This window comes from Lentzea jiangxiensis (assembly GCF_900104175.1).
Classification (GTDB): domain Bacteria; phylum Actinomycetota; class Actinomycetes; order Mycobacteriales; family Pseudonocardiaceae; genus Lentzea; species Lentzea jiangxiensis.
Genome location: NZ_FNIX01000012.1, coordinates 141,087 through 160,523 on the forward strand (window position 1 = coordinate 141,087; position 19,437 = coordinate 160,523).

Here is a 19,437-nt window from a genome sequence, read left to right on the forward strand (position 1 = left end):
CGCTCGATTCGCGCCGGCTGATCCTCCTCCACCGGGGCACCGGGTCGCTCGCCCGTTCGGACCGATCGTCCGCGCTTCCAGGTACTGCGGCACCAGTCCCCGGCTATGCCTTGGCGGCCACCTCGCGGATGAGGTCGGCGAGTTCGGACGGCCGCTCCAGGGGAAGCATGTGGCCCGCGTCCGGCAAGACCACCGACGTTCCGCCGAACTCGGCCACGTCCGACTCGGCCACCAGCCGGTCCTCGTCCCCCACCACCGCGACGACGGCCTTCTCCCCCGCCACGGTCAGCCCGGCCTCGCGGTCGTAGCGGTCCACGGCGGGCCGGAACAGCGCGATCGTCTCCGGCCAGTGCCCCCACACCATGTCCGCGGTGAGCTCCACGTCCTCGTCCGCCGGCTCGTCGCCGAAGAGCCACCACCGCAGACCGGCGGTCTTGGTCGGCTCGATCTTCTCCCGCACCGCCCGCACGATCGGCCCGAACGCCCGTTCCAGCTCCCGCACGAGCTTGCCGAGCGCTTTGGGCCAGGCGAGCGACGTCTCGGACATCTCGCTCACCGCCGTGGACACGAACACGTTGCCCAGCACCCGTTGCCGGAACAACCGCGGCCGGCGCTCGGCCATCGCGAGCGCCGCCATGCCGCCCATCGAGTGCCCGGCGATCACGACCTGCCCCTGCGGCACGGCCCGTTCGATCAACTCGCCCAGGTCGTCGCCGAGCTGCTCGATCGTGGCCGTCTCCTTGGTGGCGGCGCCGGAACCGCCGTGGCCGCGGTGGTCGTAGGCGATGACCTGGAAGTCGGTGGCCAGCTGCTCGACGACCTTGTGCCAGGAGCGGTGGTCGAGCGCGTAACCGTGGGCCAGCACAACCGTCACCGGTGCCTCGGGGTCGCCCGCGCGCACCACGTTCAGCTCGGTCCCGTCCTCCAGTCGCACCATGCGCAGTCCTTTCGCCGTGTCGTCTGTTCGTCCTAACGAGACAACACGGGTCCGGACACGCCCTAAACGCGGCCGAGCACGACATCCGGCGGCAGCTGTCCGCCACCGACGCCCGGAACGCCGCGGAAGCGGTACGCCGAGGCCTGGCCACCGGGCTGGATGGTCCAGGCCTCCCCCGGCTGCCCCCCGGCCAGCACGGACTGCAGCGCCTCGGCGACGTCCGAGGGTGTCAGCAGCGGGAACTCCACGGCGTCGAACTCCTCCTTCGCCGCGCCGAGCAGCAACGTGTCGACGAATCCCGGGCACAGCGCGGAGACCGTGATGCCCTCCCCCGCCAGCGCGGCGCCCGCCGCCCGCGCGTACCCGACGACGGCGTGCTTGGTCAGCGTGTAGAGCGGGTCGGAGGACATCGCGGTGAGACCGGCGAGCGACGCGGTGATCACGATCTTCCCGCCGCCCTGGCGCCGCAGCGCCGGAACGGCCGCGCACACCCCGTACACGACGTGGTCCACGTTCACGCCGACCAGCCTGCGGTAGCGGTCGACGTCCAGGGCGTCCACCCCGGTCTGGCCGCCGCCGATCCCGGCGTTGAGCAACACGACGTCGAGCCGCCCGAGCTCGGCCTCGACCTGCGCGACGACCGCGGGCATGGTCGCGGGGTCGGCGACGTCACCGGCGACGGCGATGCCACCGACGGCGGACACGACCCGCTGCGCGCCCGCGGCGTCGAGGTCGAGCACCGCCACGCGGGCGCCGAGCTCGGCCAGACGCCGCGCCGCCGCGGCCCCGATCCCGCCCGCGCCGCCGGTGACGAGCGCGACCTGACCGGTCAGGTCCACAGCGGACATGGCGTCCTCCTCAGCTGTTGCGCAGGAAACGGTCCAGCACGCGAACACCGAACTTGAGCGCGTCGACCGGCACGCGCTCGTCCACGCCGTGGAAGAGTCCGGAGAAGTCGAGGTCGGCCGGCAGCTTCAACGGCGCGAAGCCGAAGTTGCGGATGCCGAGCTGCTGGAACGACTTGGCGTCCGTGCCGCCTGAGAGCATGTACGGCAGCACGCGGGCGCCGGGGTCCTCGGCGGTGATCGACGCCGTCATGGCGTCCACGAGGGCGCCGTCGAAGGTCGTCTCGACCGGCGGCAGGCCGACCCACTCGCGTTCGACGTCCGGGCCGAGCAGCTCGGCCAGCTCGCGGTCGAACGCCTCCTCGCGGCCCGGCAGGATGCGGCAGTCCACAGTGGCCTCGGCCGTGGACGGGATGACGTTGGCCTTGTAGCCGGCGGAGAGCATCGTCGGGTTGGCCGTGTCGCGCAGGGTCGCGCCGATCATCCGCGACAGCGCGCCGAGCTTGCCGATCGAGCCCTCGACGTCGTCATCGGGGAACTCGAGGCCGGTGATCTCGGTGACGCCGTCGAGGAACTCGCGCACGGACGGCCGGATGATCAGCGGCCACCGGTGCTGGTCGAGCTTGGTGACGGCGGCGGCGAGCTTCGCCACGGCGTTGTCGCGGTGGATCATGCTGCCGTGCCCCGCGGTCCCCTTGACCCGCAGCTTGAGCCAGCGGATGCCCTTCTCGGCGGTCTCGACGAGGTACGCGCGGACGTCGTCCTTGAGGGTGATCGAGAACCCGCCGACCTCGCTGATCGCCTCGGTGACGCCCTCGAACAGCTCCGGCCGGTTCTCCACCAGCCACTTCGCGCCGTACAGGCCGCCGGCCTCCTCGTCCGCGAGGAAGGCGAACACGATGTCGCGCGGCGGGACGATGTTCTCGCGCTTGAAGTGGCGGGCCAGGGCCAGCGTCATGCCGACCATGTCCTTCATGTCGACGGCGCCGCGGCCCCACACGTAGCCGTCCTGCACGGCACCGGAGAACGGGTGCACCGACCACTCCGAGGCGTCGGCGGGCACGACGTCGAGGTGGCCGTGGACCAGCAGCGCCCCGCGGCTGGGATCGGCTCCCGCCAGGCGGGCGATGACGTTGCCGCGGCCCTTCGCGCCCGACTCGACGTACGTGGTCTCGTAGCCGACCTCGGACAGCTTCTCCGCCACCCACTCGGCGGCCTCGCGCTCGCCCACGACCGTCGCGGGATCACCCGTGTTCGTGGTGTCGATCCTGATCAGCTCGCTGACCAGCGTCACGGCCTCGTCCTGCGCCAGTGCCAATGCGTTCCCCGTTGTGCTCACCCCGCCTTCCTATACCACCTGGTTCCTCCCGGGCCACCCGTCAGAACACGGACCAGCCCGTGAGAGTGGTGAAACGGTCCAGAGCGTCGACACCGGCGACGGAGTTGCCGCGTGCGTCCAGCGCCGGGCTCCACACGCAGATCGCGCACCTGCCGGGGACGACGGCGATGATGCCACCGCCGACGCCGCTCTTGCCGGGCAGGCCGACGCGGTAGGCGAACTGGCCGGCGGCGTCGTAGGTGCCGCAGGTGAGCATCACGGCGTTGACGCGCTTGGCCGCGCTGACGCCGAGCAGCCGCGTGCCGTCGTTGCGGACGCCGTGCCGTGCGAGGAAGAGGGTGGCCTTGGCGAGGTCGGTGCAGCTCATCGCGATCGAGCACTGCCGGACGTACTCGCGCAGCACGACGTCGACGGGGTTTCGCATATTGCCGTAGGACGCCATGAAGTGGGCGAGCGCGCGGTTGCGGTCGCTGTGGTCCAGTTCGGACTCGGCGACCTCGGGGTCGACGCCGATGCCCGGGTTGCCGCTCTCCCGGCGCAGGAACTCGAGCAGCCGGTCGGAGGCGCCGAGCCCGAGGTGGTCGGTGACGACGACGGCGCCGGCGTTGATGAACGGGTTGCGCGGGATGCCCTGCTCGGTCTCGAGCTGGACCAGCGAGTTGAACGGCGACCCGGACGGTTCGCGGCCGACGCGCGTCCACACGTCGTCGTTCTCGGCGAGGGCCAGAGCCAGCGTGAACACCTTGGAGATGCTCTGGATCGAGAACGGCCGCTCGTGCCGACCCGCGCCGAAGACCTCGCCGTCGAGTGTGGCGACGGCGAGGCCGAAGGCGTGCGGGTCGACTCTGGCGAGTGCGGGGATGTAGTCGGCTACGGCGCCGCCTGGCGTGACCTCGGAGGCGATGCGGTCCACCAGTTGTTGCAGCTCCATGGCCGCCATCCCATCACGGGACGGGTGCCCATCACGGGACGGGTGCTACGCCACCTGGAACTCGTAGAACTTGGTGGACTGGCCCGCCTTGACGGTGCAGGGGACGTGCACGACGCCGATCCACGTCGGGTCGCCGTTCTCCTGGCGCGGGGTCAGGGCGAGGTCGGCGTTGCCGAGGTTGATCGAGGTCGTGCCGGCGTTGGGCAGCGTCAGCGACGGCAACGTGCCGGTGGCGACGACCTGGAACGTGCCGGAGGAGGGCACCGGGGTGTTCGGGATGGTCAGCGTCGACGTCTGCGTCTGGACGCTGCCCGCGTTGTCCACGGCGATGGTCGTGGTGAGCGTGCCGTCGACCGACCGGCCGCCGATCCACCACAGCGTGTTGCGGACGGAGTCGGGCACGGTGGACGTCACCGACGCCGAGGCAGGCTCGGTCGGAACGCCGACGGCGGCGGAGTCCGGCAGGTTCGGCGAGCTGATCACGGAGGGGACGTCGTGCGTGCCGGCGACGGAGAACTGGCACGAGTAGGTGAGGCTGAGCTCGGCGGCCGCGGCGGAACTCGTGCCGGCCGTGGCCACGCCCAGCGCTCCGGCAACCAGAACCACCGCGGCGGCGCGCGTGAAAAGTCCGGTCTTCATCTGCAGGGACCTCCTGAGTACGACATTGAACTGCAAGAAGGCGGCGTTGCGTTACTCGTCAGTAAAGTAACCGCGTCGCATTCCGGGAGGCAAGCGAAAACGCGCTTTTGTCATCGGAATGCGAAATGGCTTCCCGCGATTTATCAGCCGCGCAGCAACAAATAGTGCGCGCGCAGCGCCAGTTCGAGGGCGAACCTGTGCTCGGCGTCGTGCATCCGATCGCCGAACAGTTCGTCCAACTGGTTCACGCGATAGCGCACGGTCTGCGGGTGCACCTGCAGCCGGGCGGCGACCTCGGGCGCGCCACCGCGGGCCGAGAGCCACACCAGCAGCGTCTCGGCGAGCTTCGTGCGCTGCCGTTCGGTGAGCGGGGCCAGCGGTGCCAGCGCGCGTTCGGCCAGCTGCCGGGCGAGGAACTCGTCGGCGAGCACGGTGAGTTCGACGAGGTGGTCGGCGCAGTCCAGCACCGGCCGGTCCGGCAGAACCCCCTGGCGGGACAGCGCGAGCACCCGGCGCGCACAGGCCAGCGAAGCACGCGCCTGCTCCGGCGGCACGGGCGGCCCGACCGCGGCCCGCCACCCCGGCAGGGCTCTGCGCACCCAGCGGGCCACCGCGACCGGGTTCGGCACCAGCAGGTACGGGGCGGTGTCCTCGAAGTCGACCAGCACGTCGCCCGGCAGGTCGTCGGCGGGCGCGGCGGACGGTTCGAGCGCCACGGCGGCGAGGCGGTCCGGCATCGGCCACGCCGCCGCGCCCGCCGCCTCCAGCACGGCCTGCCGGCCGGCCGCCGGATCGCCGACCAGCAGTTCCAGCAGTTTGCGCCGCTTGCGTTCGAGCGTGCCGGCCGCGCTCGCCTGGGCGGCCGCGTACCCCTCGACCGACAGGCTGACGAGCTCGTCGACGTGGGCGATCATCGCCTCGCCCAGCACCGACATGAGGCGCAGCGTCAGCTCGCGCCGTTCGGCGAAAGCGCAGATGTGCCGCCAGGCGATCCGCGCGCCGATCCGGTAGGCGGCCTGCAGGCTGTCGAGGCTGCGCCCGGACTGGAACTCCCACGCGCCGAGCTTGCGGTGGATGTCGTCGTGCGGATCGGGCTCGGACTCCGGCGAGGCGATGCGGTCGACGAACTTCACCAACGCCTGCCGGATTCCGTCCACCACGTTCTCCCGGAACGGCGTGTATTCCGGAATGGATTCCTCGATCGCCTCGAAAATGCTCACCGCGACCGGCGGGACTTCCATTCGGAGCAACGGCGCCAGCTCGCGCGGGACAGACCTGCGCGGATCGCCCGGCTGAGTCATCCTCGCCAGTGTAGGAGGAAAACGAAACCGGGTCGTTCAGCCAACCGGACCAAGTGGTTCACAGGAAGAACAGCCGCGCGACGGCATCGCGTGCGACCAGGAACCCGGCGATGCCGAGAATCCAGCCCGTCGCACTCGCGCCCTTCTCGGCGAACCAGGTGCTGATCTTCGTCAGGAACGGGTCGATCCGCTGCCGCAGCGCCAGCCGCCCGCCGAGCAGCAGCAGCGCGGGCACGATCATGACCAGGCAGTACCCGGCGAGCAGCAGCCCGATCTGGGCCGGCCGCAGGTCCGCGGCGCTCATCATCCCGATCGCGCCCAGGTACGGCAGCATCGTCGCGAGCTCGACGACACCCGCCAGCACCGCGACCCCCGCGAGCGCCGGTGTCGGCCCGTTCGCGCGGTTCTGCCACTTCGCCGTGTCCAGCTTCTTCTTGCTGTCGAAGCGGAAGCTGATCACGAAGAGGAACACGCCGATGACCAACTGGATCCACAGCGCGACCGGCCCGTCGAGGTGGTCGACGACCTTCGAGGCCCCGAGCACGAGCAGGATCCCGACGGCGAAGTAGAACACCGTGATCGTGCCGAGGTACACGGCGAACCTGCCGAGACGCAGCCGTCCCGGCGTGAGCATGAGCCAGATCGGGATGAACAACGTCCCGATGCTCGTCGAATCCAGCAGCGCCAGCCCCGCCAGCGCCGCCACCAACCCCAGTGTCACTCTTTCCCCCACAGTCGTTCGAGGTGGCGGCCGATCACCCGCTCCGCCACGTCCTCCGTCATGACCTCCGGCTCCAGGGCGCGCTGAGTCGTCACCCCGTCCACCAGCGCGGCGAGCCCGACGGCCTCCCCGCCGTCCAGCCCCTCCGCCTCGAGCATCTGCCGGCACAGGTCCCTGATAACCCATGCGCCTTCCACGTGCCGTTGCAACAACACGGGGTTCGCAGCCGCCCGCGCCGCGAACGCGAGCCACACCCGTGCGCGCGCCGCGTCGTCCACGAGCGCGATGACGCACAACGCCTTGTGCAGGCGGTCCTTCAGGCTCCCCTCCTGCGCCAAGACAGCCCGCACGCTCGTGGTGAGCTCCTCCACGAGCTGTCCCTGCGCGAACAGGAGCAGCTCGTCCTTGCTGCGGAAGTACTTCTGCAGCAAGCCCGTCGTGGCGTTCAGCTCGCGGGCGATCCGCGGCAGGCTCGCCGCGTCCAGCCCTTCGGCGTCGACCACCCGGTAGAGGGCGGCCACCACCTGCTGACGCCGTTCGACTGGGTCCGCCCGTTTTGGCACGACCGTTAGATTACGACCTTAATCCAACGCTCGCAAGTTGCGCAGCGAGTGGTGAGGTGGCTCGCATGACATCTGTCATGGGGAACTGATGTGTCGTGGCACTGCCGCTCGCCCGTGCCTGCCGAGATCGTTGAGGCATGACAGCGATCGAGGTGCGAGGGCTGACGCGCCGGTACAGCGGAGGGTTCGAGGCCGTGCGGGGCGTGTCCTTCGACGTCGAGCGGGGCGAGATGTTCGCGCTGCTCGGCACGAACGGAGCGGGGAAGACCTCGACGGTGGAGGTCGTGGAAGGGCTGTCGCGTCCGGCGGAGGGGACCGTGCGCGTGCTCGGACACGACCCGTTCACCGAACGCGCGGTCGTCCGGCCACGCGTGGGGGTGATGTTGCAGGAAGGCGGTTTCCCGCCGGACCTGACGGTGTCCGAGGCGACGAAGATGTGGGCGGGGACCTTGACGTCGCCGCGTCCCGTGGCGGAGGCGTTGGCGCTGGTCGACCTGGAGCACCGCGCGTCGGTGCGGGTGAAGCAGCTGTCCGGCGGTGAGCGGCGGCGCTTGGACCTGGCGCTCGCGTTGCTGGGCAAGCCGGAGGTGCTGTTCCTCGACGAGCCGACGACCGGGCTCGACCCGGAGAGCCGGCGCAACACGTGGGAGCTCATCCGGACGCTGCTGCGCGAGGGCGTCACCGTGCTGCTGACGACGCACTACCTCGAGGAGGCGCAGGAGCTGGCCGACCGTCTCGCGATCATGCACCGCGGCCGGATCGTGGCGCAGGGAACGGTGTCCGAGGTCGTCGACGCCTACCCGTCGCGCATCTCGTTCGTGCCGCCCTCCGGGATCCCGCTGCCCGTCGTGGCCGACGCGGACTCGTCGGGGCGCGTGACCGTGCGGACCAACGACCTGCAGTCGACGCTGCACGAGCTGCTGGCGTGGGCACATTCGAACGACGTCGCACTGTCCGGTCTGGACGCCCGTTCGGCGTCGCTGGAGGAGGCGTTCCTGGCGATCGCGGAGGAGGCGGCATGAGGGCCGTGGCCATCGGGCAGGCGGAGCTGAAGTTGTTCTGGCGCAACCGGACCGCGCTGTTCAACTCGCTGCTGATGCCGTTGTTGCTGGTGCCGGTGCTGATCTCGGTGGATGCGAACGGCGTGCCGCTGATCGCCGGCCTGATCGGGTTCTCGCTGCTCATGGCGGTGTACTACAACCTCGTCACGACGTTCGTGGCGAGGCGGGAGGAGCTGGTGCTCAAGCGGCTGCGCGTCGGCGAGCTGACCGACCCGGAGATCCTGTTCGGCGCGTCCCTGCCGTCGCTCGTGGTGGCGCTGGGGCAGATGCTGCTCTTCTCCGTCGTCGTCGCCGTGGTCGTCGGCGTGCCGCTGCCGGAGCGTCCGTGGTTCATCGTGCTGGGTGTGCTGGGCGGCATCGCGTCCTTCACGCTGCTCGCGGCGGCGTCCTCGGCGTTCACGCGGACCGTGGAGATGGCGCAGGTGACGTCGTTGCCGGTGCTGATGGCGTGCTTCTTCGGTTCGGGGATGATGTTCCCGCTGGACGCGCTGCCCGAGCCCCTCGCGAAGGCGCTGGCGTACCTGCCGCTCACGCCGGTCCTCGACCTGCTGCGCGCCGGCTGGGCCGACGGCCCGGTGTTGCGGCCGTTGATCGTCCTGGCGGTGTGGATCGGCCTGGGGACCTACGCTGTGCAGCGGTATTTCCGGTGGGACCCTCGGAGGTGAGCTTGCTCGGCTGGTGGCGGTCGCGTGGCAACGCGGCGCGGTTCGACTTCTTCGTCCGCGCCACGTTCTACCTCGCCTACTTCTTCCTGCCGCCACTGCTGATCATCGGCATCGCCGAGGAGATCAGCACCGCCGCGGTGGTCGCGACCACCGCGGCGGTGCTGATCCACCTCGCGCTGAGCCTGCGCCTGGCGCACCTCGGCATCGAGCACTACCTGGGCAGGACCACGTTCCCCGGCCGCATGCTCGTGCTGTACGTGGCGTACACGAGCGCCGTCCTGCTCGTCGCCGAACTGACCTACCCGCACCCGTCCCCCGGCAAGATCGACAGCCCGGCCAACGGCATCGCGGTGATGTTCCTGGTGCTGACGATCACCACCCTGTCCGCCCTGCGCCCCACCCGCCCGCTCGCGGTGGTGTCCGCGGCCGCGATCGGGTTCCTGTTCCTCACCGCCCCGATGGGCCACGCGGTCGCCAGCAGCGTCATGGTGCTGTTCCTGGCCTTCGCCTTCCGCACCACCCTGTGGATGCTCGGCCTGGTCTGGGAGCTCGACCGCTCCCGCGAGGTCCGCGCGAACCTCGCGGTGGCCGAAGAACGCCTCCGCTTCGCCCGCGACCTGCACGACGTGGTGGGCCGCAACCTCTCCGTCGTAGCCCTGAAAGCCGACCTCGCCGCCCAACTGGCGCGCCGCGGCCGTGACACGGCGATCGACGAGATGCTCGAGGTCCGCCGCATAGCCCAGGACTCCCTCGACGAGCTCCGCGCCGTCGTGAGCGGCTACCGCACCGCCGACCTCTCCGTGGAACTCGCCGGCGCCCGCTCCCTGCTGGGCTCCGCGGGCATCGACTGCCGGGTGATCGGCGACGTCACCTTCGACGGCGAACCGGCAGGCGCGCTGGGCTGGGCGGTCCGCGAAGGCGTCACCAACGTCCTGCGCCACAGCGAAGCCAGGACGTGCACGATCACGTTGCGCGGCAAGATCCTCACCATGTCCAACGACGGCGCACGCCCCGGACCGTTCCGCTTCGGCAGCGGCCTGACCGGCCTGCGCGAACGCGTAGCGGCCCTCGGCGGCACCGTGACCGCGACCCCGGAAGCCCCCAACCGCTTCGTCCTCACCGTGGAGCTCCCGTGATCCGCATCCTCCTGGCAGACGACGAACACCTCATCCGAGGCGCCATGGCGGCACTCCTGTCGCTGGAGGACGACCTGGAGGTCGTGGCCCAAGCCGCCACCGGAGCCGAAGCCCTCGCCACCGCCCGGGTGGTCCGGCCGGACGTGGCCGTCATCGACCTGCAAATGCCCGACCTCGACGGAGTCTCGGTGGCCCAGTCCCTGGCCACCGACCTCCCGGCCTGCTCCACGATGATCGTCACCAGTCACGGCCGCCCGGGCCACCTGAAACGAGCACTGGCAGCAGGCGTCCGGGGCTTCCTCCCGAAAACCGTCTCCTCGGACGTCCTCGCCACAGTCGTCCGCACCGTCCACACAGGCGGCCGCTACGTGGACCCGGCCCTCGCCGCCGAAGCCATCAGCGCCGGCGACAGCCCCCTGACCCCACGCGAAGCAGACGTCCTTGAACTGGCCCTGGAAGGCGCCCCCATCGAGGAAATAGCCCGCCGCGCCTCCCTCTCACCGGGCACCGTCCGCAACTACCTCTCCTCAGCCGTGGGCAAAACCGGGGCCTCCAACCGCCACGAAGCAGCCCGCTTCGCCCGAGCACGAGGCTGGATCTAGCTCTCCCACCACTCCAACACCCTCAGGGCGTAGAACGTCAGCCACTTCGACGGCTCCCCACGGGGCACGTCGACCTCGAACCACACCCGCCCCGCATGCCGCCCGGCCTGCAACCACGTCCCATCGGCCTGCCGAGCGTCCCGGATCATCGCAACGGCCTCCTCCATCCGCGAATCCCCGACACCCGCAGCCCGGAAGTAATCCATGGCGTTGAGCACGCTGTACCCCCACCGAAACGGCGACCGGAACTCGGCCACCCACTCCCCCACAACCTCCCCGGTGGACAACCGCCGGCACAACCGCCGTTCAAGCAGGTACTCATCCCCCCGCCGGCGAGCCTCCCGCGTAGCCGCCGTACCGCCCGTCACCAACTCGTGAGCCAACAACCCCTTCAACGAGTTGAGCGTGGAGTGAAACGACGATCTGACCGACCCCTCAACCCACTCGCAGTTCCACCCACCGTCCTCGAGCTGGTGCTCGACGAACCACTCCGCAATCCCCTCGACAGGCGCTCCGAGCCACACCCCGTTGGCCAAGGTCCACGAGTTGATGCAGCAGTCCACCTCCCCACCCCAGTAGGGCAGGTCCCGGTACTCCCACCGACACCCTTGGCCCAGAAGCTCAACGGTCTGCCGCTCCCGCAACACGGCAGGATCAAGCCCCCACTCCCGCAACGAACTCAAAGACCAGGTCGTGGCCGTCCAAGGCTGCCCACCCTCTTTGGCCCCGTCGAACCCGGCAGGGAAGAAGGCCCCACCGGCCCACATGCCATCGCTCCCCTGAGCGGCAAGCAGCCGAGCCCCGAACCCCTCCACAGCCACCCGCTCCCGCGTGGCACGCCACACAGCCTCAGGCTCCCCCACCAGATCCCGCTGCACCTGCCACCGCAACGCAGGATCCGAGTCCACCAACCAAGCCATCACCTCAGGCATCCCGCGACCCTAGCCCTCCTCCCCGCTCACCCCTCCCCACCAGCACGAACACCCGCCCGCCACCCCGATTTTGGCCCACGGCGACGATCATGTAATCTATGCACACACCACGGCGCGAGCCGAGGCAGAACTAAATACGTCCGGGTGGCGGAATGGCAGACGCGCTAGCTTGAGGTGCTAGTCCCCGAAAGGGGGTGGGGGTTCAAGTCCCCCCTCGGACACGCAAAAGTGGCAAGTTTGCCACAACTACGTGACAGGTGCTCAGGTCTACCTGAGCACCTGTTTCGCGTCTCGGCACCACGAACGGGTGGTGTCCGATGACCCGCTCCTATATCCGCCCTCTCATCCCCACCGTTACTTCGAGGGGTTCCGCGGAACTCTCTTCTCGCTTTGTCGGCCAGCCACTCCCCCTTATCTCCGTACCCGTTTCCAAGCCTCCGCGCTCGACCAACGTCGTGTACGGGATGGCGACGGTCGACGATCGCGGCCGGGTCGCCGACCGGTACATCACCGCCGCCCTGGGGTGGGACGGCAGCACCCGGCTGAGCATCCGCGAACACGACGGGCTGCTTGTCATCACCGCCGACCCACACGGCGTCGTCAAGCTGAGCGCACGGGTCTACCTCCGCTTCCCCGCCCAAGCCTGCCGCGCGGCAGGCTTGGGCGTCGGCGATCGGGTCCTGCTCACCGCCCACCTCGACCACCAGACCCTGACAGCCTTCCCACCACGTGCCCTGGACGAACTGCTCATGCCCGCCCTGCCGGGAGGTGAGGATCAGTGACCGGCGCACCCACCCAAGCCGAGCTGGAAGCCGCCCGGCTGGTCCTGGACCGGATGGGCGTCACCGCCGAGGACCTGCTCAACTCGATCAAGCCCCCGGCACCCACGTTCGCCGAATACATCCCCGTCGTAGCCGCGGCCGTCAGCGACGGCACGCGCCGCGCCTACACGCCTCACTGGAACCGCGTCTTGGATCAGTGGGCGGACATCTCGCTCAGCGATCGCACGCCGACCGACATCCAGCGCTTGGCGCAGCACATCAAGGCCAACCTGACCGTCCGCCGTAACACCCGCAACGGCAACTCCTGTGCGTGCCGAAAACCCTATCCATGCAGGTTAAGCGGCATAGCGATACTCATGGATGACTCCGCCGAGACGGTCGCGTCGATCTATAGTGAGGCGTTCGATCTGGGCGCGTTCAAGTGGCTGGGGCCGGGTGTGGGTGCCAAAACATGGCCCAACGGCCTGAACTGCGGATCAAGCAGCTGCAGGCTCGTATTCGTTGATCAAGCCGCCGAGCACTCGCCGACGACGTACGGATCGCAAGAAGCATCCATCCCCTACGGCGGCGTGGGTCAGGCGGTCGTGACGTCGTAGGTGTGGCCGGCGAGACGGAGGCGGTCGATCAGAGGCCGGCCCATGGCCGTCGCAGGCGTGAGCGAGCCGGACCGCTGCGGGAGGTCGTCGAGGGCCAGGCATAGGGCGCTCTGCCCGAGCATGACGGCCGTGGCGGCGTAGCCGGGGTCGCCTGGTCCGGCGACTGTGGCCCGGTAGCGGCGCCCCGAGCTGGTGGTGGCGTGCAGCACCGAACGGAACCAGCCCTTCGCACGAGCCTGTTCGCTGGGCCCGGTACCGGGCGCGGGCAGCACCCGGTCGAGCAGGCCGCGGACGGGCTTGACCGACATCGCGCCGACCAGCCCGGCCAGCCCACCGGTGATACCGGCCGCCATGAGCGCTCCGGTGACGCCCTGCCCCGCGCCCATGACCTCGCCGTAGCGCAGCTCCGGCCCGTAGGCCCAGTCGAGCAGGGCGTTGCTACGCCGCACAATGCGGGTGTTGAACGGGGCCATCACGAACGGCGCCTGCCACGTCCCGTCGGCGGCGCGGGAGGGCATCCCCGCGTCACGGGGCTGGGCGGGCGTCGGCTCTGCTGCGCGGTCGGGACTGAGCGCATGCGGATCGGCGGCGACGCGGCGCAGGCCGGGATTGCTCTCGTAGGCCTCGATCTGCGCCCGCAGCGAGTCGATCGTGCCGCCGCTGAAACCGCCGCGGGCCGTAGCCACCAACCGCACGTCGGTGAGCGGACCCGCGCCGTCGGCCACGGCCCGCTCGTGCAGCAACAGCATGCCCAGGTCCGACGGAATCGAGTCGTAGCCGCAGGCATGCACGATCCGGGCTCCGGACTCCAGGGCCGGCTCGTGCACGGCGTCGATCGCGGCGCGGACGAACAACACCTCGCCGGTCAGATCCGCGTAGTGCGTGCCGGCCCGTGCGCACGCCTCGACCACCGGAAGCCCGTAACGCGCGTACGGGCCGACGGTGGTGGCGAGCACTCGCGTCGACGCGGCCAGCGCCGCCAGCGCGACCGGGTCCCCCGAGTCGGCGACGACCAGCGGCCACTCCCGCGCCGCCGCAGGCAGCCCGGCCCTGGTGGCGGCGAGCTTGTCCGCGGACCGCCCCGCCAGCGCGATCCGCACGCCCTCGGGCGCGTGCCGGGCCAGGTATGCGGCGGTCAGCGCCCCGACGAACCCGGTGGCGCCGTAGACGACGACGTCGTGCTCACGATTCATGACCATCAGCATGCCCCCAAGGCTCCGGCCACCGCGCCGGTCGGGTGGTCAGGGCGCGGTATGGGAGAAACACAATCTTGTTCTCCGGACCGCGCTCGGTGCCGAGCGCGACGACACGCGCGACCGGCCGCAGCCGCATGACCGCGTCGGCCAGCGCCAGTGCCGGCTCGATGTGGCCGGCGGTGCCACCGCCCGCGACCACGACGCACGGACCACAGGGGGCAGGGTGCCCGGTCAAGACTTCTCCCGAAGGTTAGGTGATCGAATTCAGTTCGGTCGCCCGCGTCCGCGGGTCGACCTCCCTTGCCCTGTGCGGCCCTGTACCTGGTTGACCAGTTGGTGACGTTCCACGTCCTTCGAAGGCGCGAGTAGCACTCCACCGCCAGCAGCCCTCGGGTGATAGAACGACGCTGGACGGATCTCGGTCGGGGCCGGTCCGTGCCAGGCTGGATGACGTCGGCGGCCATCGGAGGTCCACTGCCGGAACTGGACCTCGTCCGCCGGCTCCGGTTCACCCCTTCTGTTATCCGGGGCGCCAAGGTTCCGGCCTCGACCGGCTTCGCATGCCGTCGCGCAGTGTTCACGTCGTTGAGTGGCTCTTCGACGCGCACCACGGAGCGGACGTAGTGCCGTGGCGGGTTTTGAACTTCGGCGGCGACCACCGCCGCATGCGACGGTTGCGGTTGATTTTAGTCAACACTGAAACTATAGAGTAGACATATCGTGCGCTGGATGCTGCGCGAACGCGTTGGTCACAGCACCGGGCGCGAGCAGAGTCGACGAACGTCGAGAGCGGCATGCGGCGGTCACCTTCGATAGCCACGGCGCCGCCACCGCGCACCTGGGCCCGCCCGGCATTCGGGAAGTGACGTGACGCACACCCCGGCGGCACCGGTCCGGGTCTCGCGGGCAGACCCGCAGGGCGACGATGATGCGGGTGGCCGGACGGGCGGGCCGGCGGAGGCGAGGGGCTGCGAGTGGGGTCGATCGGCGCCCGGCGGGTGGTGAGCCAGGACCAGGTGCTGCGCGGCGCGTGCCGGTTCTTCCTGCGGCACGGCCGGGTCGAGATGGACGCGCTGGCGGCAAGCCTGGCCATCAGCCGGGCGACGCTCTACCGGGTCGTGCACAGCCGCGACGGGCTGCTCGCCGACGTGCTGTGGGTGCTCGCGGACCGGCTGCTGGCCCGTGCCCGGCAGGAGCGCACGAACGTCGGCGTCGAGGGCGTCCTGGAGGTCACCCGGCGGTTCGTGGCCGACCTGCGCTCGGCCGGCCCGTTCCGGGCGTTCCTGCGCAGCGAGCCCGACACGGCCATCCGGGTGCTGTTCAACACCGCCGGCGGGGTGCACCGGCGAGCAGTGTCGGCGCAGAAGGAGATCCTGCTCGAAGTGGACGGCGGGCCGTGGTCGGCGGCGGCCCTGGACCAGGTCGCGTTCCTGTACGTGCGGATCGTGGAGTCCGCCCTCTACGCCGAACTGCTCAGCGGCGCGCCGCTCGACCCGGCCCTGGCCGAAACCGCCGCCCGCACGGTGCTGCTGCAGCACCGCTGACCCGACCACCGCAGCGTGCTGCGACGGCGGTCTCACGATGGCGCCGCGTTCTGGTGCCGGTCGTCCGGGCCTGGCTACGGTCGGTTCCGCACCCATCCCCCATCGCTGTGGGAGCCGGTATGTCCCCTTCCCCCTGGCGTCGCCTCGGTCTGGTCGCGGCCGTGCTCGGCCTGCTGGTCCCGACGTCCGTCCCCGCCTCCGCCTCCGCGCCCGCCGGTCCGGCGCCGCGGGTCGTCGGCCCGTTGCCCGGGACCGTGCCGGGTGACCGGCTGGCCGACCGGATCGAGGACACCTACCCGTTCTTCTCCACGCCCGACGACCTCGCCGCCGCCGGTTACGTCGAGCAGGAATTCCACGTCTCCGGCGCGGCCGACGGCTGGGCCGGCAACGGCACGAAGGTCGCCACCGGTGTGCCGTACGCGACCCGGGTCGTCGTGCGGCGGCCCGCGCACGCCCGCGACTTCAACGGAACCGCCCTGGTCGAGTGGCAGAACGTCACCGCCGGGTACGACCTGGACGCGTTGTGGAACGCCGAGTCCGTCGTCCGCGCGGGCTACGCCTGGGTCGGTGTGTCGGCGCAACGGGTCGGGGTGGACCAGCTCCGCGCGTGGAGTCCCGCGCGCTACGGCGGGCTGGACGTGACCGGCGGCGGTCGGTTCACCGCCGACGAGCTGTCCTACGACGTGTTCACCCAGGCCGGCCGCGCCGTCGAGTCGGGTGCGGTCACGGGCGGCCTGCGGCCCCGGACCGTGCTGGCCATCGGCGCCTCGCAGTCGGCGGCCCGGATGACCGTGCTGTACGACCGGGTCCTGCCGCAGCAGCAGCCGGTGTTCGACGGTTACGGCTTCGTCGTCGGCACGGCGCCGACGCGGGCCGGCGCGGAACCCGTCTTCCAGGTGCAGTCGGAGACCGACGTGCGCAGCGCGACCCGTCCCGCCGACACCGACCGGTTCCGCCGCTGGGAGGTCGCTGGCGCGGCCCACTCCGGCTACGAGGGCCAGGCCTACCGCGTGCCGATCTCCGAACGCGACCTCGGCGACGCACCGCAGTACGACTGCGACCGGCCGCCGTTCAGCCGGGTGCCGATGCACCACGTCACCGCCGCGGCCTACGACCACCTGCGCCGGTGGGTCGAGCGGGGCACGCCGCCGCCGACCGCGCGCCCGTTGGAGTTCGAGCCGGACGGCGTCACCAAGAAGCGCGACGCGCTGGGCCTCGCGCTGGGCGGCATCAGGTTGTCGCAGGTGACCGCACCCAGGGCGCTGAACACCGGCGACAACACCGGTGAGACGTTCTGCCGCCTGTTCGGCACGCACGTGCCGTTCGACGCGGCGACGTTGGCCCGGCTCTACCCGCACCGCGGGGACTACCTGCACCAGGTGGTGACCGCCGACGTCGCCAACGTGCACGCGGGCTACCTGCTGCCGGCCGACGCGCGGCAGAACCTCGCCGACGCCCTGGCCGTTGGAGGTCGGCGATGAAGGTCCCGTTGCTCGCGCTCGTCGTGGCCCTCGCGTCCACGGTCGCGGCCGTGCCCGCCGGCGCCGAACCGCTCACCCCGATCGTCTTCGTGCACGGCCAGCAGGGGTCGGCGCAGCAGTGGCAGTCCAACGCCAAGCGGTTCTCCGGCAACGGCTACCCGGACGCGCTGCTGCACGCCTACGAGTACGACACGAGCATCCCGACCAACGACCGCGCCGTCGCCGACCTCGAAGCGTTCATCGCCGCCGTCCGCGCCCGAACGCGGGCGGCCAAGGTGGACGTGATCGCGCACTCGCGCGGCACGACGGTCATGCACAGCTACCTGTCGTCGCCCGAACGGGCCGCGTCGGTGCGCAAGTACGTCAACGTCGATGGGCGCTCCAGCGCCGCACCGCCGGGCGGCGTGCCGACGTTGGCGCTGTGGGGCAGCCTGCAGCCCAACGGGTCCATCGGCGGCGCGACCAACGTCCACCTGACGACGCTGGGCCACACCGAGACCACCACGTCGGCCGACGGTTTCGCCCACATGCACCGGTTCCTGCGCGGTCGGCCCGCGTGGACGACCTGGGTGCTGCCCGAACCGCCCGGCCTGGTCCGGATCGCGGGCCGGGCGACGTACTACCCGCAGAACGAGGGGCTGGCCGGACTGCTCCAGGTGTGGGAGCTCGACCCGCTCACCGGCGCGCGGCGCGGCGAACCGCGGCACAGCGCCCGGACCGGCGCGGACGGCTCGTTCGGCCCGCTACCCGTCAACGGCCGCGCGCACCACGAGCTGGTGGTGCTGCGCGAGGGTCAGGTGCCGCACCACTTCTACTTCGAGCCGTTCGAGCGCAGCGACCGGTTCGTGCGGTTGCAGGTGTCGCGTCCCGGCGGCATCACCGACCACATCGACCGGTGTCCGACGCACAGCGCGCTCACCGTCATCCGCAACCGCGAGTGGTGGTCCGACCAGCCCGACAGCGACCGGCTGGAGCTCAACGGGGTCAACGTCCTCACCGCCGACGTCTCGCCGCGGCTGCGCCAGGTGATCGCCGCGTTCGCGTTCGACGACAACTGCGACCTGGCCTCGACGCCGGGTGCCGTGCTGCCGCCGTTCGCCGCGCTGCCGTTCCTGACGGGCGTGGACGCCTACCTGCCGACGCGGCCGGAGGGCACGATCCGGGTCACCCAGACGGCGCGCGGCACCGGTGGCGGGTCGCGCACGATCGCGGTGCCGAACCGGCCGTCGGACGCGCACGCGGTCACCGTGCAGTTCAAGGATTACCTCGACGTCGGAACCGGAGGACCCCGCGCCACGTCCCCCTGAGCGGAGAAGGGGGTTCGTGCGGTCGAACGGTTGTCAGGGTCTGGCGAAGTCGTCCACCCGGTCGGCGCGGATCTGGTCGGCGCTGGCGTCGAACCCGCCCGACACGTACCCGCTGACCGTCTGAAACCACGGCGGCGAGTTGCTGAACGCCTCCCAGATGTCAACCCTGTCCTTGATCCGGTCGATCCACCACCGCTGGTTCGCGTCGGCGTCCCAGTCCCAGTGCTCCGGGTTGTCCGGATCCCACCAGTCCACGTCCTCGCGGGTGGTGCCTTCCGGCGCGCGCCAGAAGCCCTCCATCGTCGCGCCGACCTTCATGTAGTCCTTGCGGACGTCCAGCGCGTTCACGCCGCCGATGTTGTAGCGGGCGATGTTGAGCCGCAGCCCGTCCTCGCCGAAGAGCAGGGCGGCCAGGTGGTTGCGGATTTCGTCCGGGTAGCCGCCGGTGATGTTGGCGAACCACACCAGGCTCGTGCCCCAGCCCTCGAACGCCGGCTGCTGGTAGGACGGGGCGGGGCGGACCGTGACGGACCGGACGTCCGCCTCCTGCCCGCGGCCTGCGGTGGGCAGGAGGCGGCCAGGGCGCCCGTCAGCACGGCGACCAGACCGAGGTGGGCGAGTCTGCGGGATGGTTTGTGCGGTTTCATCGTCGTTGGTCTCCTCATCACCACTGGAAAGCGCTTGCCTTGCGCGCTGGTCGAGGGCTGGGGCATGGTCAACAGATTCCTGTGGCGCACCCGCGATTTCGCCGCGTGTGGCGTGGCCAAGCGCCCCGGCACCGGTCTTGCCTGCGGGGTGCCAAACACGGCCGAGCGACCTGACCTGCACATTTGAGCTGCGGCGGGTTCGCACCCGCTGA

The 19,437-nt window shown here is 70.7% G+C and carries 20 protein-coding genes, 1 tRNA gene and 1 pseudogene; 10 read left to right on the forward strand and 12 right to left on the reverse strand.

Annotation, left to right across the window (positions count from 1 at the left end):
* Positions 1 to 103: 103 nt before the first annotated feature.
* The 8 genes from BLQ91_RS27030 to BLQ91_RS27065 all read right to left on the reverse strand — a co-directional run bounded on the left by BLQ91_RS27030 (position 104) and on the right by BLQ91_RS27065 (position 7,276).
* Positions 104 to 937, reverse strand: a complete 834-nt coding sequence (locus tag BLQ91_RS27030) for an alpha/beta fold hydrolase (RefSeq protein ID WP_090101064.1) — start codon at positions 935 to 937, stop codon at positions 104 to 106.
* Between the two features lie 62 nt (positions 938 to 999).
* The gene (locus BLQ91_RS27035; RefSeq protein WP_090101067.1) at positions 1,000 to 1,785 is read right to left on the reverse strand and encodes an SDR family oxidoreductase; all 786 of its coding nucleotides are present in this window, start codon (positions 1,783 to 1,785) and stop codon (positions 1,000 to 1,002) included.
* Positions 1,786 to 1,795: 10 nt separating this feature from the next.
* Complete coding sequence (locus BLQ91_RS27040) at positions 1,796 to 3,121, reverse strand: M20/M25/M40 family metallo-hydrolase (RefSeq protein WP_176959974.1); 1,326 nt, start codon at positions 3,119 to 3,121, stop codon at positions 1,796 to 1,798.
* Positions 3,122 to 3,161: 40 nt separating this feature from the next.
* Entirely contained in the window at positions 3,162 to 4,052 is an 891-nt protein-coding gene (locus tag BLQ91_RS27045) for a glutaminase (RefSeq protein ID WP_090101186.1), read from the reverse strand.
* Positions 4,053 to 4,097: 45 nt separating this feature from the next.
* Positions 4,098 to 4,691 carry a DUF6801 domain-containing protein gene (locus BLQ91_RS27050; protein WP_090101070.1) on the reverse strand — a complete coding sequence of 198 codons (594 nt, stop codon included), beginning with the start codon at positions 4,689 to 4,691 and terminating at the stop codon, positions 4,098 to 4,100.
* A 143-nt stretch (positions 4,692 to 4,834) separates the two neighbouring features.
* On the reverse strand, positions 4,835 to 5,992 hold the full coding sequence (locus BLQ91_RS27055) for a PucR family transcriptional regulator (protein WP_090101071.1): 1,158 nt from the start codon (positions 5,990 to 5,992) through the stop codon (positions 4,835 to 4,837).
* Between the two features lie 58 nt (positions 5,993 to 6,050).
* The gene (locus tag BLQ91_RS27060; RefSeq protein ID WP_090101072.1) at positions 6,051 to 6,713 is read right to left on the reverse strand and encodes a GAP family protein; all 663 of its coding nucleotides are present in this window, start codon (positions 6,711 to 6,713) and stop codon (positions 6,051 to 6,053) included.
* The gene (locus BLQ91_RS27065; RefSeq protein WP_090101073.1) at positions 6,710 to 7,276 is read right to left on the reverse strand and encodes a TetR/AcrR family transcriptional regulator; all 567 of its coding nucleotides are present in this window, start codon (positions 7,274 to 7,276) and stop codon (positions 6,710 to 6,712) included. Before BLQ91_RS27065 ends, BLQ91_RS27060 begins: the two co-directional genes overlap by 4 nt.
* A 137-nt stretch (positions 7,277 to 7,413) precedes the next feature.
* Between BLQ91_RS27065 and BLQ91_RS27070 the strand changes: the two genes are divergently transcribed.
* The 4 genes from BLQ91_RS27070 to BLQ91_RS27085 are packed head-to-tail and all read left to right on the forward strand — an operon-like array spanning position 7,414 to position 10,740.
* The gene (locus BLQ91_RS27070) at positions 7,414 to 8,298 is read left to right on the forward strand and encodes an ABC transporter ATP-binding protein (protein ID WP_090101074.1); all 885 of its coding nucleotides are present in this window, start codon (positions 7,414 to 7,416) and stop codon (positions 8,296 to 8,298) included.
* A complete protein-coding gene (locus BLQ91_RS27075; RefSeq protein WP_090101075.1) occupies positions 8,295 to 9,002 on the forward strand; it encodes an ABC transporter permease in 708 nt (235 codons plus the stop codon). Before BLQ91_RS27070 ends, BLQ91_RS27075 begins: the two co-directional genes overlap by 4 nt.
* The gene (locus BLQ91_RS27080) at positions 8,999 to 10,138 is read left to right on the forward strand and encodes a sensor histidine kinase (RefSeq protein WP_143022829.1); all 1,140 of its coding nucleotides are present in this window, start codon (positions 8,999 to 9,001) and stop codon (positions 10,136 to 10,138) included. Before BLQ91_RS27075 ends, BLQ91_RS27080 begins: the two co-directional genes overlap by 4 nt.
* Positions 10,135 to 10,740, forward strand: a complete 606-nt coding sequence (locus BLQ91_RS27085) for a response regulator transcription factor (RefSeq protein WP_090101077.1) — start codon at positions 10,135 to 10,137, stop codon at positions 10,738 to 10,740. The genes BLQ91_RS27080 and BLQ91_RS27085 overlap by 4 nt, the downstream gene beginning before the upstream one ends.
* Here BLQ91_RS27085 and BLQ91_RS27090 read toward each other — a convergent pair.
* On the reverse strand, positions 10,737 to 11,672 hold the full coding sequence (locus BLQ91_RS27090) for a squalene cyclase (RefSeq protein ID WP_090101078.1): 936 nt from the start codon (positions 11,670 to 11,672) through the stop codon (positions 10,737 to 10,739). The two genes, BLQ91_RS27085 and BLQ91_RS27090, sit on opposite strands and share 4 nt — an antisense overlap.
* 138 nt (positions 11,673 to 11,810) lie before the next feature.
* Here BLQ91_RS27090 and BLQ91_RS27095 point away from each other — a divergent pair.
* The 3 genes from BLQ91_RS27095 (at position 11,811) to BLQ91_RS27105 (ending at position 13,050) form a co-directional block, all read left to right on the forward strand.
* Positions 11,811 to 11,893: transfer RNA gene (locus BLQ91_RS27095), tRNA-Leu, on the forward strand.
* Between the two features lie 243 nt (positions 11,894 to 12,136).
* Positions 12,137 to 12,454: a hypothetical protein gene (locus BLQ91_RS27100; RefSeq protein ID WP_090101079.1), complete on the forward strand. Its 318-nt coding sequence runs from the start codon at positions 12,137 to 12,139 to the stop codon at positions 12,452 to 12,454.
* A complete protein-coding gene (locus BLQ91_RS27105; protein ID WP_090101080.1) occupies positions 12,451 to 13,050 on the forward strand; it encodes a hypothetical protein in 600 nt (199 codons plus the stop codon). The genes BLQ91_RS27100 and BLQ91_RS27105 overlap by 4 nt, the downstream gene beginning before the upstream one ends.
* Here BLQ91_RS27105 and BLQ91_RS27110 read toward each other — a convergent pair.
* Both BLQ91_RS27110 and BLQ91_RS27115 read right to left on the reverse strand, forming a co-directional pair.
* Positions 13,029 to 14,243: a saccharopine dehydrogenase family protein gene (locus BLQ91_RS27110; RefSeq protein ID WP_090101187.1), complete on the reverse strand. Its 1,215-nt coding sequence runs from the start codon at positions 14,241 to 14,243 to the stop codon at positions 13,029 to 13,031. The genes BLQ91_RS27105 and BLQ91_RS27110 overlap by 22 nt on opposite strands.
* Before the next feature lie 70 nt (positions 14,244 to 14,313).
* A pseudogene (locus BLQ91_RS27115) lies at positions 14,314 to 14,481 on the reverse strand (glycosyltransferase); the annotation flags it as partial.
* Positions 14,482 to 15,220: 739 nt separating this feature from the next.
* Here BLQ91_RS27115 and BLQ91_RS27120 point away from each other — a divergent pair.
* From BLQ91_RS27120 to BLQ91_RS27130, 3 genes are all read left to right on the forward strand, one after another.
* A complete protein-coding gene (locus BLQ91_RS27120) occupies positions 15,221 to 15,790 on the forward strand; it encodes a QsdR family transcriptional regulator (RefSeq protein WP_090101082.1) in 570 nt (189 codons plus the stop codon).
* A 119-nt stretch (positions 15,791 to 15,909) separates the two neighbouring features.
* Positions 15,910 to 17,271 carry an alpha/beta hydrolase domain-containing protein gene (locus BLQ91_RS27125; RefSeq protein WP_245733831.1) on the forward strand — a complete coding sequence of 454 codons (1,362 nt, stop codon included), beginning with the start codon at positions 15,910 to 15,912 and terminating at the stop codon, positions 17,269 to 17,271.
* Entirely contained in the window at positions 17,268 to 18,578 is a 1,311-nt protein-coding gene (locus tag BLQ91_RS27130) for an alpha/beta hydrolase (protein WP_090101084.1), read from the forward strand. Before BLQ91_RS27125 ends, BLQ91_RS27130 begins: the two co-directional genes overlap by 4 nt.
* Before the next feature lie 33 nt (positions 18,579 to 18,611).
* Here BLQ91_RS27130 and BLQ91_RS27135 read toward each other — a convergent pair whose 3' ends face one another.
* Positions 18,612 to 19,043, reverse strand: coding sequence for a glycoside hydrolase (locus BLQ91_RS27135; protein WP_218130422.1), 432 nt, complete (start codon positions 19,041 to 19,043; stop codon positions 18,612 to 18,614).
* Positions 19,044 to 19,437: the final 394 nt, after the last annotated feature.

Coding starts and splice junctions, on each gene's coding strand:
- BLQ91_RS27030 (WP_090101064.1), bottom strand. CDS start 937: ATGGTGCGACTGGAGGACGGGACCGAGCTGAACGTGGTGCGCGCGGGC.
- BLQ91_RS27035 (WP_090101067.1), bottom strand. CDS start 1,785: ATGTCCGCTGTGGACCTGACCGGTCAGGTCGCGCTCGTCACCGGCGGC.
- BLQ91_RS27045 (WP_090101186.1), bottom strand. CDS start 4,052: ATGGAGCTGCAACAACTGGTGGACCGCATCGCCTCCGAGGTCACGCCA.
- BLQ91_RS27050 (WP_090101070.1), bottom strand. CDS start 4,691: ATGAAGACCGGACTTTTCACGCGCGCCGCCGCGGTGGTTCTGGTTGCC.
- BLQ91_RS27055 (WP_090101071.1), bottom strand. CDS start 5,992: ATGACTCAGCCGGGCGATCCGCGCAGGTCTGTCCCGCGCGAGCTGGCG.
- BLQ91_RS27070 (WP_090101074.1), top strand. CDS start 7,414: ATGACAGCGATCGAGGTGCGAGGGCTGACGCGCCGGTACAGCGGAGGG.
- BLQ91_RS27075 (WP_090101075.1), top strand. CDS start 8,295: ATGAGGGCCGTGGCCATCGGGCAGGCGGAGCTGAAGTTGTTCTGGCGC.
- BLQ91_RS27090 (WP_090101078.1), bottom strand. CDS start 11,672: ATGCCTGAGGTGATGGCTTGGTTGGTGGACTCGGATCCTGCGTTGCGG.
- BLQ91_RS27100 (WP_090101079.1), top strand. CDS start 12,137: ATGGCGACGGTCGACGATCGCGGCCGGGTCGCCGACCGGTACATCACC.
- BLQ91_RS27110 (WP_090101187.1), bottom strand. CDS start 14,243: ATGAATCGTGAGCACGACGTCGTCGTCTACGGCGCCACCGGGTTCGTC.
- BLQ91_RS27125 (WP_245733831.1), top strand. CDS start 15,910: ATGTCCCCTTCCCCCTGGCGTCGCCTCGGTCTGGTCGCGGCCGTGCTC.
- BLQ91_RS27130 (WP_090101084.1), top strand. CDS start 17,268: ATGAAGGTCCCGTTGCTCGCGCTCGTCGTGGCCCTCGCGTCCACGGTC.